The sequence below is a fragment of the Clostridium sp. CX1 genome, assembly GCF_025398335.1.
In the GTDB taxonomy this organism is placed as follows: Bacteria; Bacillota; Clostridia; order Clostridiales; family Clostridiaceae; genus Clostridium_AM; species Clostridium_AM tanneri.
On the sequence record NZ_JAODOO010000005.1, the window covers coordinates 183543 to 201324 of the forward strand.

17 protein-coding genes are annotated in these 17782 nt (G+C 32.8%); all 17 read right to left on the minus strand.

What is annotated here, in order from left to right; genetic code table 11:
* Positions 1 to 88: 88 nt before the first annotated feature.
* The 17 genes from N4T77_RS07485 to cdaA all read right to left on the minus strand — a co-directional run bounded on the left by N4T77_RS07485 (position 89) and on the right by cdaA (position 17759).
* Entirely contained in the window at positions 89 to 436 is a 348-nt protein-coding gene (locus N4T77_RS07485) for a DUF6514 family protein (RefSeq protein WP_261671137.1), read from the minus strand.
* A 195-nt stretch (positions 437 to 631) separates the two neighbouring features.
* The gene (locus N4T77_RS07490; RefSeq protein ID WP_261671138.1) at positions 632 to 1216 is read right to left on the minus strand and encodes a hypothetical protein; all 585 of its coding nucleotides are present in this window, start codon (positions 1214 to 1216) and stop codon (positions 632 to 634) included.
* 144 nt (positions 1217 to 1360) lie between these two features.
* Entirely contained in the window at positions 1361 to 2209 is an 849-nt protein-coding gene (locus N4T77_RS07495; protein ID WP_261671139.1) for a YihY/virulence factor BrkB family protein, read from the minus strand.
* Positions 2210 to 2411: 202 nt separating this feature from the next.
* Positions 2412 to 2957 (minus strand): NADH peroxidase, encoded by a 546-nt coding sequence (locus tag N4T77_RS07500; RefSeq protein ID WP_261671140.1) that lies wholly within the window; start codon positions 2955 to 2957, stop codon positions 2412 to 2414.
* A 337-nt stretch (positions 2958 to 3294) separates the two neighbouring features.
* On the minus strand, positions 3295 to 4023 hold the full coding sequence (locus N4T77_RS07505) for a YitT family protein (RefSeq protein ID WP_261671141.1): 729 nt from the start codon (positions 4021 to 4023) through the stop codon (positions 3295 to 3297).
* Positions 4024 to 4279: 256 nt separating this feature from the next.
* A complete protein-coding gene (glmS, locus tag N4T77_RS07510; RefSeq protein ID WP_261671142.1) occupies positions 4280 to 6109 on the minus strand; it encodes a glutamine--fructose-6-phosphate transaminase (isomerizing) in 1830 nt (609 codons plus the stop codon).
* Positions 6110 to 6522: 413 nt separating this feature from the next.
* Positions 6523 to 7875: a phosphoglucosamine mutase gene (gene glmM / locus N4T77_RS07515; protein WP_261671143.1), complete on the minus strand. Its 1353-nt coding sequence runs from the start codon at positions 7873 to 7875 to the stop codon at positions 6523 to 6525.
* Positions 7876 to 8124: 249 nt separating this feature from the next.
* Positions 8125 to 8655 carry a 2-oxoacid:acceptor oxidoreductase family protein gene (locus N4T77_RS07520; protein WP_261671144.1) on the minus strand — a complete coding sequence of 177 codons (531 nt, stop codon included), beginning with the start codon at positions 8653 to 8655 and terminating at the stop codon, positions 8125 to 8127.
* Complete coding sequence (locus N4T77_RS07525) at positions 8656 to 9405, minus strand: thiamine pyrophosphate-dependent enzyme (RefSeq protein ID WP_261671145.1); 750 nt, start codon at positions 9403 to 9405, stop codon at positions 8656 to 8658.
* Complete coding sequence (locus tag N4T77_RS07530; protein ID WP_261671146.1) at positions 9405 to 10475, minus strand: 3-methyl-2-oxobutanoate dehydrogenase subunit VorB; 1071 nt, start codon at positions 10473 to 10475, stop codon at positions 9405 to 9407. The genes N4T77_RS07525 and N4T77_RS07530 overlap by 1 nt, the downstream gene beginning before the upstream one ends.
* 15 nt (positions 10476 to 10490) lie before the next feature.
* Positions 10491 to 10700 carry a 4Fe-4S dicluster domain-containing protein gene (locus N4T77_RS07535; protein WP_261671147.1) on the minus strand — a complete coding sequence of 70 codons (210 nt, stop codon included), beginning with the start codon at positions 10698 to 10700 and terminating at the stop codon, positions 10491 to 10493.
* 159 nt (positions 10701 to 10859) lie between these two features.
* Positions 10860 to 11522, minus strand: coding sequence for an ATP-binding protein (locus N4T77_RS07540; protein WP_261671148.1), 663 nt, complete (start codon positions 11520 to 11522; stop codon positions 10860 to 10862).
* Positions 11523 to 11954: 432 nt separating this feature from the next.
* Positions 11955 to 13025: a butyrate kinase gene (gene buk, locus N4T77_RS07545; protein WP_261671149.1), complete on the minus strand. Its 1071-nt coding sequence runs from the start codon at positions 13023 to 13025 to the stop codon at positions 11955 to 11957.
* 66 nt (positions 13026 to 13091) lie between these two features.
* Complete coding sequence (ptb, locus tag N4T77_RS07550; RefSeq protein WP_261671150.1) at positions 13092 to 14009, minus strand: phosphate butyryltransferase; 918 nt, start codon at positions 14007 to 14009, stop codon at positions 13092 to 13094.
* A gap of 117 nt (positions 14010 to 14126) precedes the next feature.
* Positions 14127 to 15722, minus strand: coding sequence for an NAD(P)/FAD-dependent oxidoreductase (locus tag N4T77_RS07555; protein ID WP_261671151.1), 1596 nt, complete (start codon positions 15720 to 15722; stop codon positions 14127 to 14129).
* Positions 15703 to 16941: a YbbR-like domain-containing protein gene (locus tag N4T77_RS07560; RefSeq protein WP_261671152.1), complete on the minus strand. Its 1239-nt coding sequence runs from the start codon at positions 16939 to 16941 to the stop codon at positions 15703 to 15705. Before N4T77_RS07560 ends, N4T77_RS07555 begins: the two co-directional genes overlap by 20 nt.
* Positions 16911 to 17759 carry a diadenylate cyclase CdaA gene (gene cdaA, locus N4T77_RS07565; protein WP_261671153.1) on the minus strand — a complete coding sequence of 283 codons (849 nt, stop codon included), beginning with the start codon at positions 17757 to 17759 and terminating at the stop codon, positions 16911 to 16913. The genes N4T77_RS07560 and cdaA overlap by 31 nt, the downstream gene beginning before the upstream one ends.
* Positions 17760 to 17782: the final 23 nt, after the last annotated feature.

The window sequence follows — 17782 nt, forward strand, 5'->3', positions numbered from 1 at the left end:
AATTTTCAATTTTTAAAGTTAAATTTAATATTTAAAAGAAAAAAAGAGGATTTTCCCTCTTTTTAAAACTATCTACTCTTACAATAGCTTAATATGCTATGCATCTTATTTCCTTATCAAAATCAATGATATATTCGTCAATATATTCTCCTAATACATCAATTAAGTGTATTGGTGATACTGTATTGTCATACAATAATTTTAATAAATTATGTACTTTATGTCTATCAGGACTTATATTTTGTACAACATCTCTTTCTATATTAATTAATTTTCCGTCTACCATATCTTGTCTTTCAACTTCTATTCCATATGACTGTACCTCTACGGCATCTATTTCACATGAAATAAGAACACTTCCTTTTAGCAGTCTGTAGAAATAGTTATACTTTATTTTTTCTACACTTTCAGTTCTAACTAAATTTTCTACCACCATATTTTTTCCCCCCATAATTAACTTCAGAAATATCTTAACATATTAAATAAAAGAAATATGTCATTTCATGTGAAAATTAATTACAACTTATCTCTTTTATATGACATCAAAAAGCCTGTAGTCCCACATCTATAACCATGTATATTACTTTACTTCAATTATCTTCCTTTTAAATAATGATTGTTTGTCGAAATTCTATGCTTCTTGACTATTTCTTTTTGAATTAGTATACCTAATAGATTCTGTTAGAATATGTTCTTCAATTGCAAGATATCTGCAGATATCTTCTAATATTAGGATACTTGCTACAACTATAGAGCAATCATCATTCTTGCAATGTTTTAAATTATACATTTTTACATAGTTATTTAACGTCTCTTTTTTGCACTTTATGTCACAATATATACTATTTAATGTATTATATAGTATATCATAAGAAAGTATTAAAAAATCCTTTTTAGACTTTTGGTTACCATTTACTACATATTTTACTATTTTGTTTAAAAAGTTTTCTTTATAGTATTCCTCCATATGTTTTGTGTAACTGTTACCGATATAACTCCCTATAATGTAACTGTCTATTAGAGCAATCTCTCCTTCCGTATTAAATATTATTGCCAACTCTACGCTTTTTTTCCCCTCTCTTCCTATTTCATCAGTTAACTTCTTTACTCTTTGATTGAAGGAACTCGTGAACTTTGAGTCCAGTATAAAATACTCTAGTTCACGACTGGAACACTCGTATATAAAGTCGGAAAAATTTTTATAGATTTTTTTCATATAATCTTTGCTTCTCAAAATATCACCTTCTAGAATATCTTTTTAAATTTTGTAATGAATTACTACTAAAAAACCATTCCTTTTTGTTGTTATAAACTGATAAACATATATTCAATATTTTTACTCATGTTATATAAAAATATACTAAAACTTTTTTCCCTTAGGCTTCACTTTTCCTTCCCTATCAAAAGCCAATGTAGCATTTAATTCTCCTCCCATGATTATCATTACTGATAAAAAAAATAACCAAGTTAAAAGTATAATTACAGCACCTATGCTTCCGTAAACTTTAGAATAGTTTCCAAAATTATTTACATAATAGGCAAACCCTACAGATACCCCAACCAATCCTATTGCAGAAAAAACCGCTCCTGGCATCACTTCTTTCCATGTCAATCTTCTGCTGGGAGTATAATGGTATAATGCTGCAAATATAAATATTGTGGTTAGAAACATGACAGTATACCTTACTATATTCCAAAATCTCTGAAACATAAAAGAATACCCGAACTGTTTTGCTAAATATACTCCCAAAATTTGTCCAAATACCAGTAATATCATTGTCAGTATTACTATGAAGGTTACCCCAAAAGTGCACATAATTGCTATAAACTGAACTTTAAAAACCGATCTATCCTCAGATTCATCGTATGCCTTATTAAGGCCTTTAATAACCGCATTAAATCCACTGGATGCACTCCAAATTGTTGCTAGTAAACTCAAAGATAGTAGATGGCTGTTTCTACCATCAACTACTTCTACCACAGTATTATGCACCAATTCTAATACGTTAGTAGGTAAAATTTTATTTAATCCCACCAACACCTCACCACTGCTAATAGGACTATATCCTACTAACGTCATAAGAAATATTAGAAATGGAAAGAATGAGAAAATTAGACTATATGCAAGCTGAGATGCTAAAGCTAAAACATCATCGTCATTAAACCTAAAGGTTAAATTTTTAATATCCTTAGCGATACGTTCAATCATAATTTTCTTCCTTTCTAAGTTTTTTCCACATTAAATCTAGCTATCTTTATTATTTTAAAAATAAAGCTTTTTAATGTAATATATGTTCTAAATCACACAGATATATATTTGATTATTTAACTTATAAAAATAGAAGATGCCATATCTTAAGGTTTAAGATATGGCATCTTCTATTTTAGCTAAAATTATATTAAACTATTTTTTATTTAAAGTATCTATTTAATAATCCTAAAAATGCAGAACCGTGTCTTGCTTCATCTTTACACATTTCATGTACTGTGTCATGAATAGCATCTAAGTTTAATTTCTTAGCTAAAGTAGCTAAATCTTTCTTTCCTTGAGTTGCTCCATGCTCTGCTTCTACTCTCATTTCAAGATTTTTCTTTGTATCTGCTACAACTACTTCTCCTAATAATTCAGCAAACTTTGCTGCATGCTCTGCTTCTTCAAAAGCTATTCTTTTATAAGCTTCTGCTACTTCTGGGTAACCTTCTCTGTCAGCCTGTCTGCTCATAGCTAAATACATTCCAACTTCTGTACATTCTCCAGTAAAGTTTGCTCTTAAGCCTTCTATTACTTCAGGATCAACATCCTTTGCTATTCCTATTCTATGCTCATCAGCCCAAGTGAATTGACCTTCAACTTTTTCAGCAAATTTATCACTTGAAACTCCGCATTGTGGGCATTTCTCTGGTGCTGCCTCTCCCTCATGAATATATCCACATACTGTACAAACAAATTTTTTCATAATAATAATCCTCCCATCAAATTTTAACTCTTTATAATTTTTATTTTCTTTACAATTAATATTATATAATACTAATTATTGTTTTGCAAGTACTTTTTCATATATTTTGGTAAATTTTTTATGGAGCAAAAATATCGCTGAGATAATATTCAGTAATCTATAATTAATTTCCTTGCATTGTTAACCACTACAATGTTCTTGCAATATAAAAAGCACTAGTAAAAACTAGTACTTTTTATATTATTCAAATACATTCTAGAATATCCTATACATTTTTAATTTATTAAATATTAATGAGAAACTTCTTGAACAAACCCATAAATATCTACATTATTCTTTATACCTCTATTTTATTTCTTTCATCAATTAACTTATCATCTGTGTCATTTATATCAATCTCGTCTTGCCTTAAATCCTTGTATAAAAGAATCAAATTCATATGATCTGTATCCTTGGAACTGTACTTACCAATTTTAAAAGCAAACTGCACCGAAAATCCAATACTGCCCGCAGTTATCAAAGTTCCTATTCCAACAGGCCCTCCTAAAATGTATCCAATGATTAAAACCGTTCCCTCTATAGCCCCCCTTATCATCCAAACAGGTTTGTTGATCTTCTTTACAAGCCCTTCCATTAACCCATCCCTTGGGCCTGCTCCCAGACCAACTCTTAGATAAAAATAAGTTGCCCATCCTATTACAAAAATGCCCATAAACAACATAAACATTTGTCCTATTATGTTATCTGGTGTACTAAAAACCTTAAACTTCTCTATCAGGTCAATAAATAACCCTATGAATATCATATTTAGCACACTAGCTAGCCCTGGTATAACGCCAAGAAAATATGAAATTAGAAGAATTACAAAACCAGTTAATTCAGATACCTGACCTAGCGTAAGTGAGCTATGTTGTACTATCCCCATATGAAATACATCCCATGGACTCATTCCTAGTTTCGAGTATAAGGTTAACAATATTCCTATAGAATATAGTAGTAACCCAAACATTAGAGAAGGCATCTTCTTTATTAAATCAATAATTAACTTTTTCTTTTTATCATTCATAAACCCCTCACACCCCTAGTTAGTTTATTATATAGGACCATCTCCCTAAATTTTATCACTATATCAACTAATTTCCAATACAGTTTCTTTACACTCCATTTATAGCTTCAATTTCTTACCTATCTTTATTTCTTATTGCCACTATGCTTTTTTATATAAACAAAAGAGAGAAAGTCAGCCTTTTCACCTGATTTTCTCTCTATTTCTCTATTTAAGTTAGTGTATTCAGTAGATAATAGTCGTCTACTAAAATAAGTTATTCAACAGTAACTGACTTTGCAAGATTTCTTGGCTTATCTACGTCACAACCCTTTTGTATAGCCATATAATAAGCTAATAATTGTAACGGTACTACTGAAAGTACTGGTAAAAGTACCTCTTGAACTTCTGGTATATATATTGCTGATTCCACAGCCTTTTCTACATCAGTATTGCCCTCTACAGCTAGACCTAATACCTTAGCTCCTCTTGTTGTTACTTCCTTAATGTTGCTTACCATTTTTTCATATAGGCTCTTCTGAGTAGCTAATGCAACCACTATAGTTCCTGGCTCAATTAATGCTATAGTACCGTGCTTTAATTCTCCGCCAGCGTATGCTTCAGAGTGAATATAGGATATTTCTTTAAGCTTTAATGAACCTTCCATTGCTACGGCATAATCAAGTCCTCTACCTAGGAAGAACATATCCTTATGCATATAAGTGTTTGCAGCAAACTTCTGAAGAACTTCCTTATGATTTAATGTTTCCTCTACTTTTTCTGGTAAAGTAAGCATATCATTTTTAATGCTTTCTATTTCCTCTGTTGTAAGTGTATTTCTATTTTGAGCAAAGAATAAACCTATCATATACATAGTAATAAGCTGAGTAGTATACGCTTTAGTAGATGCAACTGCTATTTCTGGTCCTGCCCAAGTGTATAAAACATCATCAGCTTCCCTTGAAACTGAGCTTCCAACTACGTTAGTAACAGCTATAACTCTTGCTCCTTGTGCTCTTGCTTCTCTTAAAGCAGCTAAAGTATCAGCAGTTTCACCTGATTGACTTACTACAATCATTAAAGTTCTATCATTTATTATTGGATTTCTATATCTAAACTCTGATGCTATATCAACCTCTACTGGTATTCTAGCTAATCTCTCAATTACATATTTTCCAACTATACCTGCATGATATGCTGTTCCACATGCAACAATATATACTTTATCAATATTTTCTATCTGTTCTTTTGTGATTTTAATATCATCTAAAGTTACTGGTTTGCCAGGCATAATTCTTGAAGTCATAGTGTCCTTTATTACCTTTGGCTGCTCGTGGATTTCCTTTATCATAAAGTGCTCGAATCCACCTTTTTCAGCTGCATCAGCATTCCATGTTACATGGTGAAGCTCTTTATTTATTTTTTCACCCTCTGCTGAGTAGATTTCTACACCTGTCTCTGTTAACACTACAAATTCTTTATCATTTAAATAATAAACGTCTCTTGTTTGGTTTAAAATAGCAGGAACATCAGAAGCAATAAAATTCTCCTCTGCCCCAACTCCTACGATAAGAGGACTGTCTTTTCTAACAGCTACAATCTTATCTGGTTCATAAGTTGATACAACCCCTAATGCATAGCTTCCTTCCATTTTTGAAACAGCTTTCATAACAGCATCTAAAAGATTGCCATCATAAAAATAGTCTACAAGATTTGGTATAACCTCTGTATCTGTTTCTGAGTAAAATTTATATCCCTTTGATATAAGCCATTCTCTTAAATGCATATAGTTTTCTATGATTCCGTTGTGAACAACACTTATTGTCTCTTTTTCATTTGTATGAGGATGGGAATTTCTATCTGATGGTTCTCCATGAGTAGCCCATCTTGTATGGCCTATTCCTATTAAGCCTTGTACAGGTTCCTGCTCTAGCTTGCCCTCTAAGTTAGCAAGTCTACCCTTACACTTACTTACATTCATATTTCCAGCTTCGTCTATTATAGCTACTCCCGCTGAATCATATCCTCTGTATTCAAGCTTGCTTAACCCCTCTACTAAGATTGGTGCTGCTTGTCTTTTTCCAACATAACCAACTATTCCACACATTATTAAATTACCTGCCTTTCAACTTTTAAGTTTTAGGCTTTTAGACACCTCATTAATTTTGTAACAAAAATTACTTTTTGCTTTTATTAATGTTTCTCGGTAGTGTCATACCGCAGGGCATCCGCCGAACACTCGATACTCCCTGTCCTCGTCAACTCAAGTGAGACTCTAAATCTATGACTTAGCTAGTGGAACCTACACACTGTGCAAGTGACGCTTCAAGTCTATCCTTCACTTAAGTTCTGGCGCTTATACTTCCAATTTTAAAAGCCTCATTATATTATATAGTATATATAAAAATTTGGTCAACATAAATATTAATGTTTTCAAAAATTTAACCAAATACCATCCCCCAATAACTTAATATAAAATATACCCCTAGAGGAACATATTTCTCTAGAGGTATACTTTATTTAAATATTTGCCTTTTTTTCTATAAGCTCTGCTAACCCATGAGCCATTTCATCTAACTCACTTTGTACTTCTCCTTCTAGCATAACTCTAACTAACGGCTCTGTACCAGAAGGTCTTATAAGCACTCTTCCACAGCCATTTAATCTTTCTTCAATTTTTCTTATTTCAGCTGATATTTCTTCATCTTCATTGTGTATATTCTTCTTATCATTAGGCACCTTAGCATTAACTAATATTTGTGGAAGTTCCTTCATCATAGATGCTAAATCAGATAACGTTTTGCCGCTCTTTTTAACTATAGCAGATAATTGAAGCCCTGTTATTAAGCCATCTCCTGTAGTATTATAGTCAAGCATTATTACGTGACCTGATTGCTCTCCACCTAACTTATACCCTTCCTTAACCATTTCTTCAAGGACATATCTGTCTCCAACCTTTGTCTTTACAGTGCCTATATTTTCTTTATTTAAAGCTATATCTAGTCCTAAGTTACTCATCACAGTTACAACTACAACATCCTTATCTAGTTTACCTTGCTCTTTAAGATACTTTCCGATAATAGCCATTAAAAAGTCACCATTTATTAGGTTTCCCTTTTCATCTACAGCTAAGCATCTGTCAGCATCTCCATCAAAGGCTAATCCTAAATCACAGCCTTTTTCTACTACATATTCCATTAATCTTTCTGGATGGGTGGAACCGCAGTTTTTATTTATGTTTATTCCATCTGGCTCATTATTTATAACATATACTTCTGCTCCTAGTTCCTTAAATGCCCTTACTGCAGTTATATAGGCTGCTCCATTTGCACAATCTAGTGCAACCTTTAGTCCTTTTAGGTTAGTATCAATAGTCCCTTTAGCAAACTCTACGTAGTCTCCAACAGCTTCTCCTTCTTCTTCTATCTTTCTACCTATTTGGTCTCCTGTTGGAAGAGGAACCCCTTCGAAATTACTCTCTATTACACTTTGTATTGTATCTTCCAGTTCGTCAGATAACTTATAACCCTGATTATTAAAAAACTTTATTCCATTATACTCCACTGGATTGTGAGATGCTGATATAACAATACCAGCGTCAGCTTCATATTTTCTAGTTAAATAAGATACTGCAGGAGTTGGCACAATACCAACACAGATAGCCTCTGCACCAACTGATAATATTCCTGAGACTAATGCAGCTTCAAGCATATCTCCAGATATTCTCGTATCCATTCCTACAAGTATTTTAGGTTTATGGGTTCCTTCTGTTAAAACATGTGCTCCCGCTCTTCCTAATCTATAAGCCAATTCTGCTGTTAACTCTTTATTTGCTATACCTCTAACTCCATCAGTACCAAACATTCTATGCATAAAAAATACCTCTCTTTTTCTTCTAAAATAAATAGGCTAATGTTATTATATGTACATTAATCAAAAATAGTTAGTTAGTACAATTTTCTTAGCTTGTACCAACTCCTCTACAACATTATATTATAACTTACATATAGTTACAATATAATCTAAATACCTTCATAATCTATTTAAGTTTTTATGACTAAAATAGGTGAAAATAAAAAAGGATGCCTCATTTAATCTCTGAGACATCCTCTAAATTCAATACTATTTTACGTATTCTAAACCTTTTTCAATAGCCTTCTTATTTGATTCAAAGAACTTTTCTTTTCCGTGAGCCTTTAATGAATCTAATAATGCTTCTATTGTAACTATTTCTGTCTTCTTAACTAATGCTCCTAGTAAAACCATGTTTGCTATTGTTTTACTTCCGATCTCTTGAGCTATAGTTTGAGCAGGAATTGCTATAACAGTTACATCTGTTCTTTCTGGCATTCTATCAACTAAATCTGAATCTATTACGATAACTCCACCAGGTGCTACCATATCCTCAAATTTATCTAAAGAAGGTCTGTTCATTACAACTATACTGTCAGCCTTTGTAACTATAGGTGAACCTATAGCTTCATCAGTTAATATTACTGAACAGTTTGCTGTACCTCCTCTCATTTCAGGACCATAAGATGGTAACCATGAAACGTTTAAATTAGCATCCATTCCTGCATAAGCAAGGAACTTACCCATTGATAATATACCTTGTCCACCGAAACCAGCAAAAACTATTTGTTGTGATGCCATTTATTTCACCTCCTCAGTTTTATCCTTCTTAATTCCAAGAGGATAGTATGGAATCATGTTGTCTTTTAACCATTGCATTGATTCTTTAGGTGATAATCCCCAGTTAGTTGGGCATATTGATAATACTTCTATCATTGAGAAGCCTTTTCCGTCTAACTGATTTTGGAAAGCTTTCTTTATAGCTTTTTTAGCTTTCATTATATTAGGAACTGTATCAACAGATACTCTCTCTACATAGCAAGCGCCATCTAAAGTTGAAATCATCTCAGAAACTCTTATTGGATGACCTTCTCTGCTTGTGTCTCTTCCATATGGTGATGTTTCAGTTTTTTGACCTGGTAATGTAGTTGGAGCCATTTGTCCACCAGTCATACCATAAATACAGTTGTTTACGAATATAGAAGTTATGTTTTCTCCTCTTGCAGCTGCGTGAACTATTTCAGCAGTACCGATAGCAGCAAGGTCTCCATCTCCTTGATATGTGAATACAACTTTATCAGGATTTGTTCTCTTTATTCCTGTACCAACTGCTGGTGCTCTTCCGTGTGCAGCTTCAAACATATCGCATGCAAAATACTTGTATGCTAAAACTGAACATCCAACTGGAGCTACTCCTATAGTTTTATCTAAAATACCAAGCTCATCAATAACCTCTGCAACTAGCTTGTGAATTACTCCGTGAGTACATCCTGGGCAATAATGCGTAGGAACATCTAATAATGCTTTTGGATTTTCATATACTATTGTCATTATTTTGTACCTCCTACTATAGTTCTAACTTTATCTAAAATATCTGTTGGTTCTGGAATCATACCACCAGATCTTCCGTAGAAGTCAACTGGCTTTCTTCCGTTTGCAACTAATCTTACATCTTCAACCATTTGTCCACAGCTCATCTCTACTGCTAAGTAGCCATGCTTAGTGTTGTCCATAGTTTTTTCAAATGCTTCAACTGGGAAAGGCCATAAAGTTATAGGTCTTACTAGTCCTAATTTTATTCCTTCTTTCTCAGCCATTTTGATTACGTTCTTACATATTCTTGATGTAGTTCCGTATGCAACTAATATTAAGTCACAGTCTGAATCACAGTTGAATATTTCATATTTAGCTTCATTTTTCTTTATAGCAGCATACTTCTCTTGAAGGTGAATGTTATGCTCTTCTAAAGCTTCTGGCTCTAGGTATAATGAGTTTATAACATTATGTTCTTTTCTTCCATTTAAGCCATTAGCTGCCCAAACTTTTTCTGGAAGCTCTCTAGCTGCTTTTTCTTTGAATTCAACTGGCTCCATCATTTGGCCAAGCATTCCATCTCCCATTATCATACAAGGAGTTCTATATATATCAGCAACATCAAAAGCATCTTGTATTAAGTCAACCATTTCTTGGATTGAAGCTGGAGCAAATACAGGCATATTAAAGTCTCCGTGCGCTCCTCCTTTTGTAGCTTGGAAATAATCTGACTGAGCTGGTTGAATACTTCCAAGACCAGGGCCTCCTCTAACTATGTTTATAATAACACATGGTAACTCTGCTCCTGCTATATATGATATACCTTCTGCTTTTAAGCTTATTCCAGGTGAACTTGATGAAGTCATAACTCTAAGTCCAGTTCCAGCTGCTCCATAAACCATGTTTATAGCAGAAACTTCACTTTCAGCTTGAATAAATGTTCTTCCTATCTTAGGCATCTTCTTTGCCATGTAAGCTGCAACTTCTGTTTGTGGGGTAATAGGATAACCAAAGAATGCTTTACAATTAGCTCTAATTGCTGCTTCTCCAATGGCTTCGTTACCCTTCATTAATACTTTCTCTCCCATTAAAGATCCCTCCTTTTATTTTTGAACTGTAATTACACAATCTGGACATATTTTTGCACATGATGCACATGATATACATTGATCCATCTTATCTTCTGTAACGGTTGCTGGATGATATCCTTTAACATTAAGCTTTTCTGAAAAGCTTATTATCTTCTTTGGACAGACTTCTAAACAGTGTCCGCAACCTTTACATCTCTCTTCTCTGAAAGTAACCTTTTGCATTAAAATTCCCTCCCTATGCTTGATAATTTGAAAGATATTTCTGCAATTATCTTAAAGTCTTTTGATTCTAGACTATAAAATGACCTGAGTTTTTCAACTCCATTTATATAAATTTTATTGCTAGCATGTTTAAAATCAATCTATAACACCTTGTGGCAATTATCTCCAAGGCGGTTTCATATAGATATCTATCGGTAATAATTCACCTTGTACTTTTCCTCTAACTTCATCCTCAAAGTCTTTTCTACATGCTGTATAGCTATGTGGTATATTAAGTTTTTCTGCTAACACAGCTACTTCTTTGTCTCCTCTTAATATATCCTCAACTGTAGTTTCATAAGACATATTAGTATTTGATATTAAATGTGTAACCTTTAGTCTTGAAACCCACTCTATAGTTCTTAAATACTCTTCTGTATCTTTTTCATTAGAAGTTAGTGGCCTATTGTTATTTACTACAAAGTACATATCATAAGGCTCTTCTCTAAGGTATCTATTATATTGTCCTAGTACTACAGCTCCCTGGTCGTCTCCACCTATATCCATAACTACTTCATAACTTTTATCATTGAATACTGCTAATACTTCTGCAGGCACTACTGCTAATTCTGCATTAGACAGATTTGGGTCTGATGATATTACTCTTACACCATTCTCTTCAAGATGTTTTCTTACATCTCTTGAGCAGAAGTAAGGATTAACTATATCAATATCAACGATTGCTACTTTTTTGCCTTCTTTTGCAAGTTTTAATGCATAATTTATAGATATTTCAGTCTTACCACTTCCAAAATGTCCTGTGAAAATTCTAATTCTACTCATAATATCACCTCTTTATATAAAAGGACAACAAACTTTAGATCAAAGCATCAGTAAACGTATTCACAGCGGTTATAGACAACCCTCATGAAATAAAGTTACTTTGACTTCAAAGTCTATTTTCTCATATTGTGCTAATTAACAAGCCTTAATTCATTTATTAAACTATATATGAATTTTTTATGTTAAAACCTTTTCTTTATGACTTGTTCTTCATCACAAAAACATTATATCATAAAGTAATAAACTTTACTAATTCATTTTTTGCCAAATTTCTTTTTAAAATTCACTATATTGGCTGAATACCTGTAATTTTTCTGCTTCTTTTATATATTTAACTTAAAAAATAAGATAAATCTAATAAATCCACTTAACTTTAGAGATATAAGATAGCATATACCTCTAAAGTTAAGTATATAATCTATTTATTTATACTTATTTGTATTCTCCTGCCTTTTCTTCTCCTTTTAACACTCTAAGTGCTCCCTCAGCTAAAGCTAAAAGTTCATCTTCTCCTGGATAAATTACAACAGGTGCTATAAATGAAGTCATTTCTTTTAATGCTTCTGTAACAGCCTTACTATATGCAATACCTCCAGTTAAAACTATAGCATCTACCTTTCCACTTAACACTGCAGCACACTTACCTATTTCTTTAGCTATTTGGAATATAAAAGCATCAAAAATTAATTTGTACTTCTCATCTCCGCTTAAAGCTTTGTCTTCAACTACTCTAAAGTCGTTTGTATCAAGGTAAGCTACAGTACCACCTTTACCATTAATTTTTTTCTTTATTTCATCAATTGTATATTTGCCACTATAGCAAAGCTTAACTAAATCTCCTACTGGTAATCCCCCTGATCTTTCAGGTGAGAATGGTCCTTCTCCATCTAATGCGTTGTTTACATCTACAACTTTTCCATTTTTATGAGCTCCAACAGATACTCCTCCACCCATATGTGTAACTATTAGGTTTAAACCATCATATGCCTTTCCACTTTCTTTAGCATATCTCTTAGCTACAGCCTTTTGGTTTAACGCATGGAATATACTCTTTCTCTCTATTTCAGGTATACCAGATATTCTTGCAACATCATCTAATTCATCAACAACAACAGGATCTACAATGAAAGCAGGAATATTTAAAGAAGTTGCTATTTCATTAGCTATTATACCGCCTAAATTTGATGCGTGTTGTCCTTGAACTCCAACTTTTAAATCTTCAAGCATAGCATCATTAACAGCATAAGTACCACTTACTATTGGCTTTAATAATCCGCCTCTTCCTACTACTGCACTTAATGTATTTATATCAAAATTTTTCTCTTGTAAAACCTTTAATATAACATCTTTTCTAAACTGGAATTGATCAAAAATAGTAGCGTATTTTCCTATTTCTTCTGAAGAGTGTCTTAATGTCTCCTCTAGAATTTGTTTCTCATCCTCGTATACACCAATTTTTGTTGAAGTTGATCCTGGGTTTATTATCAATAATTTATATGACATTACTTTTTCCTCCTTAGGTTTTAATATATTATTAAAATCTCTTTATACAATAAACTCAATAATCTATTATTTATTCTTGCTTAATTGGTTAGCAACTAACGCAGCTAAAGCTATAGCATTCATTTTTGTTTCATGACTGTCACTTCTTGAAGTAAGTACAACAGGAGCTGATGTTCCAACTAATAAAGCACCACTCTTGCAAGCAGTTGTATAAGTTAGTGTTTTATACATTATGTTTCCTGATTCAATATTTGGCATTAATAATATATCAGCTTTACCTGCCACTGGTCCTGTAACTCCTTTATGTGCTGCAGCCTCTTCTGATAAAGCATTATCTAATGCTAGTGGTCCATCAATAATACATCCTTTTATCTGTCCTCTATCATTCATTTTTGAAAGAATTGAAGCGTCCATTGTAGCTGGCATATTAGGATTTACAACTTCTACAGCACATACTGGAGCTACTCTTGGCTTTTCAAGTCCAAGTGAATGTGCAACTGTTACTGAGTTTTTAACTATATCTATTTTATCTTTAAGTTCAGGATACATATTAAAAGCAGCATCTGTTATTAATATTAACCTATCGTAACCTGGTATTTCAAAAACACCTACGTGGGACATAAGCACACCTGTTCTCAATCCTATTTCTTTATTTAAAACAGCTCTTAGGAAATTTGCAGTATCTATAAGTCCTTTCATTAACATATCTGCCTTGCCTGTTGAAACTAATTCAACAGCTTTCATTGCTGCTTTTCTCATGTCTGTTTCTTCAACTATTTCAAACTTGCTTAAATCCATTCCTATTTCTGCTGCCACTTGCTCAATTTTTGTCTTGTCTCCAACTAGTATAGCATCTGCTATTCCTTGTTCTTTTGCATCCATTACTGCTTCAAGAACTGGTTTATCTTGAGCTACTGCTACTGCTATCTTCTTTGTTTTTAAACTTTTTACTTTTTCTAAAACCTCTTGAAAATTTTTAATCATTTATTAACACCTCTTCTTTATATAAATAATGCTTGTCTATCTAAATATTCTCATGAAATCGATTTATCTAATATATATTTTAACAGATTTATTTCAAAAAAGTTCTTTTCAGAAAATTTAATATAATGGTTTGTAATCTTGCATTATATTCTCTGCAACTTTTAATCCATCTACTGCTGCAGATACTATTCCACCGGCAAATCCAGCACCTTCTCCAGCAGGATACAATCCTTCAATAGAAATGCTCTTTAATTTTTCATTCCTTAATATTCTAACTGGAGCTGAAGTTCTTGTTTCAATTCCTGTAACTATTGCATCATTATTTGCAAATCCTCTGATTTTTCTATCAAAATTTACAAAACCTTCCTTTAATGATTCAGTTACATAGGATGGAAGACAATCTTTTAATTCTTTAAACTCATACCCTGGCTTATAGCTAGGCTTTATATTACCTAACTTAGTGGATATTCTATCTTGTAGAAAATCTCCTACTAACTGAACAGGTGCTTTATACTCTCCTCCTCCTACTAAGTAAGCTAGTCTTTCATAATGTCTTTGAAACTCCATACCTTTAAGTGGGCTAGTTCCCTCAAAATCTTTATCTCCAACAGTAACTACAATAGCAGAGTTAGCATTTTCCTTGTCTCTTTTATAGTGACTCATGCCGTTAGTTACTAACATTTTCTCCTCTGAAGCTGCAGCTACTACCTCTCCGCCTGGACACATACAAAAACTATAAACTCCTCTTTTTTCTTTGGTGTTATAGGTCAATCTATAATCTGCAGCTTTAAGTCTTGGATGCTCCGCGTATTTTCCATACTGACTCTCGTTTATCATTGATTGGGAGTGTTCTACCCTTACCCCTATGGAAAAAGCTTTTGCCTCCATAAAAACTCCGCTTTTATATAGCATTTCATAAGTATCTCTCGAACTGTGGCCTATTGCTAATATCAAGTTGTCACAAGGAATCTCCTCTCCATTTACTATAATTGCTGAAATTGCCTTATCCTTAACTATTAAGCTTTCTAACTTACTATTAAACCTTATCTCTCCACCAAGTTCAATAATCTTATTTCTTATATTTTTTACAACTTTCTTTAAAATATCCGTTCCTACATGCGGTTTTCCACTATATAAAATTTCCTTTGGTGCTCCAGCGTTAACAAGCTCCCTTAATACAAAATCACATCTTATATCTTTTATTCTAGTAGTTAGTTTTCCATCTGAAAAAGTACCTGCACCACCTTCTCCAAATTGCACATTAGACTCTAAATTTAATTCTCCTGTACTCCAAAACTTCTCTATTGATTTTGTCCTATCCTCAACCCTTTCCCCTCTTTCTATTATCAGAGGTCTATATCCCTTTTGAGCCATGAAAAGACCTGCAAACATTCCTGCAGGCCCCATTCCAATAATAACAGGTCTATGATTCATCTTTTTTGTTCCAAGCTTTAGTTCTTCATTATACTCTTCTTCTATACTTACATCCTTATCATTGGCTCTAGCTACAAGCTTATCTTCATTTTCACAAAACATTTCAACAGTATAGTTAAATTTTATATTATCTTTTTTTCTGGCATCTATGGATTCCTTAAGTATCTTAAAATCCTTTATCTCATTTATCGATATTCTTGCCTTTTTAGCTGCTCTTTTTTTTAATCCTTCTATGTCTTCATCTATGCTCATTGTTATGTTACTTACTCTGACTGACATTTTTATCCTCCAATACATTTGATTTTATTATTACCTTAACCTCTGTGGGGTTTTGTGAAACCCTAGTCATTCCTTCTGGAAGAGTTACAGTAACAGGTAATTTGTACTCTCCTTCAGTTAGGTTGCTGCAATCTGCAAAACAGCCTATAGACTCAGGCTTTAAGGTATTTAAAATATTTTCTTCTCCTGAAATTGTTATAGTTGCCTTATTAGCACCTAAATTTACATTATAGTTATTCCCAACATTTTTCGTTTGTATATCTAAATTAAACTCTTTTTGTGCAATTTTATTGTACTGAACCTTAAGTTTAATTGAACCATTACTATTTACAAGTATCACATCCTTAGGAATTTTTATTTTAGCTTCTATAGTATCTTTACCATTTAATTTGTTTAAATCAACGTCTTCTATGTCTAAACTAGCTATACCTGATAGCACTTTCTCATCTCCAGCTATATCGACTTTATCCGGCATCGCTGCTATAGATTTTATCCCCTGAATATTTTGTAAGTTAGGCTGTGTTTTAATATTAACTGGAACACTTTTTATCTTTTTTACAGGAACTATAACTTGAACTGAACTTGGCTCTATCTGTACATTTTTAATCGCTCCAGATTCTCCTTCTGCTTCTAGTGATACTAGTGCATTTACATCTTTTGCTACATCTTTTACATTGCACCTAGCCACTACACTAGTTATAGAACTTAACTCTTTGGATGCTCCGCTGATTTCAGCCTCCTTTATACTTAAAGTAGGCTGAAGAGCATAAAATCCATCTTTAACTTTTCCTTCTAGCAGTACTTTTATTTGAACTATCTTTTCCTTTAAATCATCCAAATCGATACTAATCCATAGATTTTCACCATTAAGTATTCTTATATTTTCAGGACTCTTCTTAACCTGAACTGGAACTTTATTTTCTCCTTTTTTCAATACATAGGACCTTAGATCTGACTCTAATCTAAAATCTTCAGCCTTAACGGAATACAGTTCTGACGCATTTCCTTTTATACTTAAAGATATATTTAGGTCATTTTCTCCCACAGCTACTAACTTTGATTCTGCCAATACATCCCTATTAGTTATTTTCACAGGAACTAGAATTTTTCGTTCCCTAATAGGATTTTCAACATTAAATATATATAACCATAAAACAAAAGATGCTATAACACAACATACTTTGATAATTACTTGCTGCTGTTTATTTTTTTCTTCCATGCTCTCACCTGCTCCCTAAAGGTCAACTTTGTACTCTGCCTTTTTCTAATTATTCTTATAAGAATATCTTTAAGCTTTTCCTTCGTATAGTTTCTTGTAAGAACACCATTTACCGCAAGGGAGATAGTTCCAGTTTCTTCAGATACAACTATAATTAGTGCATCTGAGTTCTCTGAAATACCAATAGCCGCTCTGTGTCTAGTACCAAGTTTTTTGCTGATTCCTTGATTGCTAGTTAAGGGTAAAAAACAACCTGCAGATACAATTCTATCATTTCTTATGATAGTAGCCCCATCATGCAATGGTGTGTTAACCACAAAAATATTCTCTAGCAATGCAGCTGAAACTTCAGCGTCTAGCATTGTGCCTGTATTTACTATATCCCCCAAGCCTGTAAGTTGTTCAATAATTATTAGGGAGCCTGTTTTCTCATTAGATAAATTTTCTACAGCATTGACAATTTCAGTTACTACTCTTTCCATAGTTTCTTCATCTTCTAATAGATGTTTATCATTAAAAGCAGTTCTTCCTAAATGCTCAAGTGCTCTACGAATTTCTGGCTGAAATATAATAATAAAAGAAAGCACTCCGATTGTTATTGTTTTGGTTAAGATCCAATTAAGCATAGTTAAGTTAAAAAAACTACTTACCGGAATAAGGAAAATTATAAGTATAATTCCTTTCAAAAGTTGCTCTGCTCTTGTTTCCTTTATGAGAACATATCCCTTATAAAAAATATATGAAACCACTAATATATCCATTATCGATGATATGCTAATATTTTTAATAGAACTAACTACTATATCTAAAATCTCCACCCACTTCACCATCCTAATAAATA

Excerpts from the sequence above, each read along its gene's own strand:
- N4T77_RS07495 (WP_261671139.1), bottom strand. The coding sequence starts at position 2,209 with ATGATTGAACGTATCGCTAAGGATATTAAAAATTTAACCTTTAGGTTT.
- glmS (WP_261671142.1), bottom strand. The coding sequence starts at position 6,109 with ATGTGTGGAATAGTTGGTTATGTTGGAAAAAGACAAGCAGCACCAATC.
- N4T77_RS07540 (WP_261671148.1), bottom strand. The coding sequence starts at position 11,522 with ATGAGTAGAATTAGAATTTTCACAGGACATTTTGGAAGTGGTAAGACT.
- N4T77_RS07485 (WP_261671137.1), bottom strand. The coding sequence starts at position 436 with ATGGTGGTAGAAAATTTAGTTAGAACTGAAAGTGTAGAAAAAATAAAG.
- N4T77_RS07520 (WP_261671144.1), bottom strand. The coding sequence starts at position 8,655 with ATGGCATCACAACAAATAGTTTTTGCTGGTTTCGGTGGACAAGGTATA.
- N4T77_RS07560 (WP_261671152.1), bottom strand. The coding sequence starts at position 16,941 with ATGGAAGAAAAAAATAAACAGCAGCAAGTAATTATCAAAGTATGTTGT.
- N4T77_RS07555 (WP_261671151.1), bottom strand. The coding sequence starts at position 15,722 with ATGTCAGTCAGAGTAAGTAACATAACAATGAGCATAGATGAAGACATA.
- N4T77_RS07505 (WP_261671141.1), bottom strand. The coding sequence starts at position 4,023 with ATGAATGATAAAAAGAAAAAGTTAATTATTGATTTAATAAAGAAGATG.
- N4T77_RS07500 (WP_261671140.1), bottom strand. The coding sequence starts at position 2,957 with ATGAAAAAATTTGTTTGTACAGTATGTGGATATATTCATGAGGGAGAG.
- N4T77_RS07525 (WP_261671145.1), bottom strand. The coding sequence starts at position 9,405 with ATGACAATAGTATATGAAAATCCAAAAGCATTATTAGATGTTCCTACG.
- ptb (WP_261671150.1), bottom strand. The coding sequence starts at position 14,009 with ATGATTAAAAATTTTCAAGAGGTTTTAGAAAAAGTAAAAAGTTTAAAA.
- N4T77_RS07535 (WP_261671147.1), bottom strand. The coding sequence starts at position 10,700 with ATGCAAAAGGTTACTTTCAGAGAAGAGAGATGTAAAGGTTGCGGACAC.
- N4T77_RS07530 (WP_261671146.1), bottom strand. The coding sequence starts at position 10,475 with ATGGGAGAGAAAGTATTAATGAAGGGTAACGAAGCCATTGGAGAAGCA.
- glmM (WP_261671143.1), bottom strand. The coding sequence starts at position 7,875 with ATGCATAGAATGTTTGGTACTGATGGAGTTAGAGGTATAGCAAATAAA.
- buk (WP_261671149.1), bottom strand. The coding sequence starts at position 13,025 with ATGTCATATAAATTATTGATAATAAACCCAGGATCAACTTCAACAAAA.
- N4T77_RS07490 (WP_261671138.1), bottom strand. The coding sequence starts at position 1,216 with ATGAAAAAAATCTATAAAAATTTTTCCGACTTTATATACGAGTGTTCC.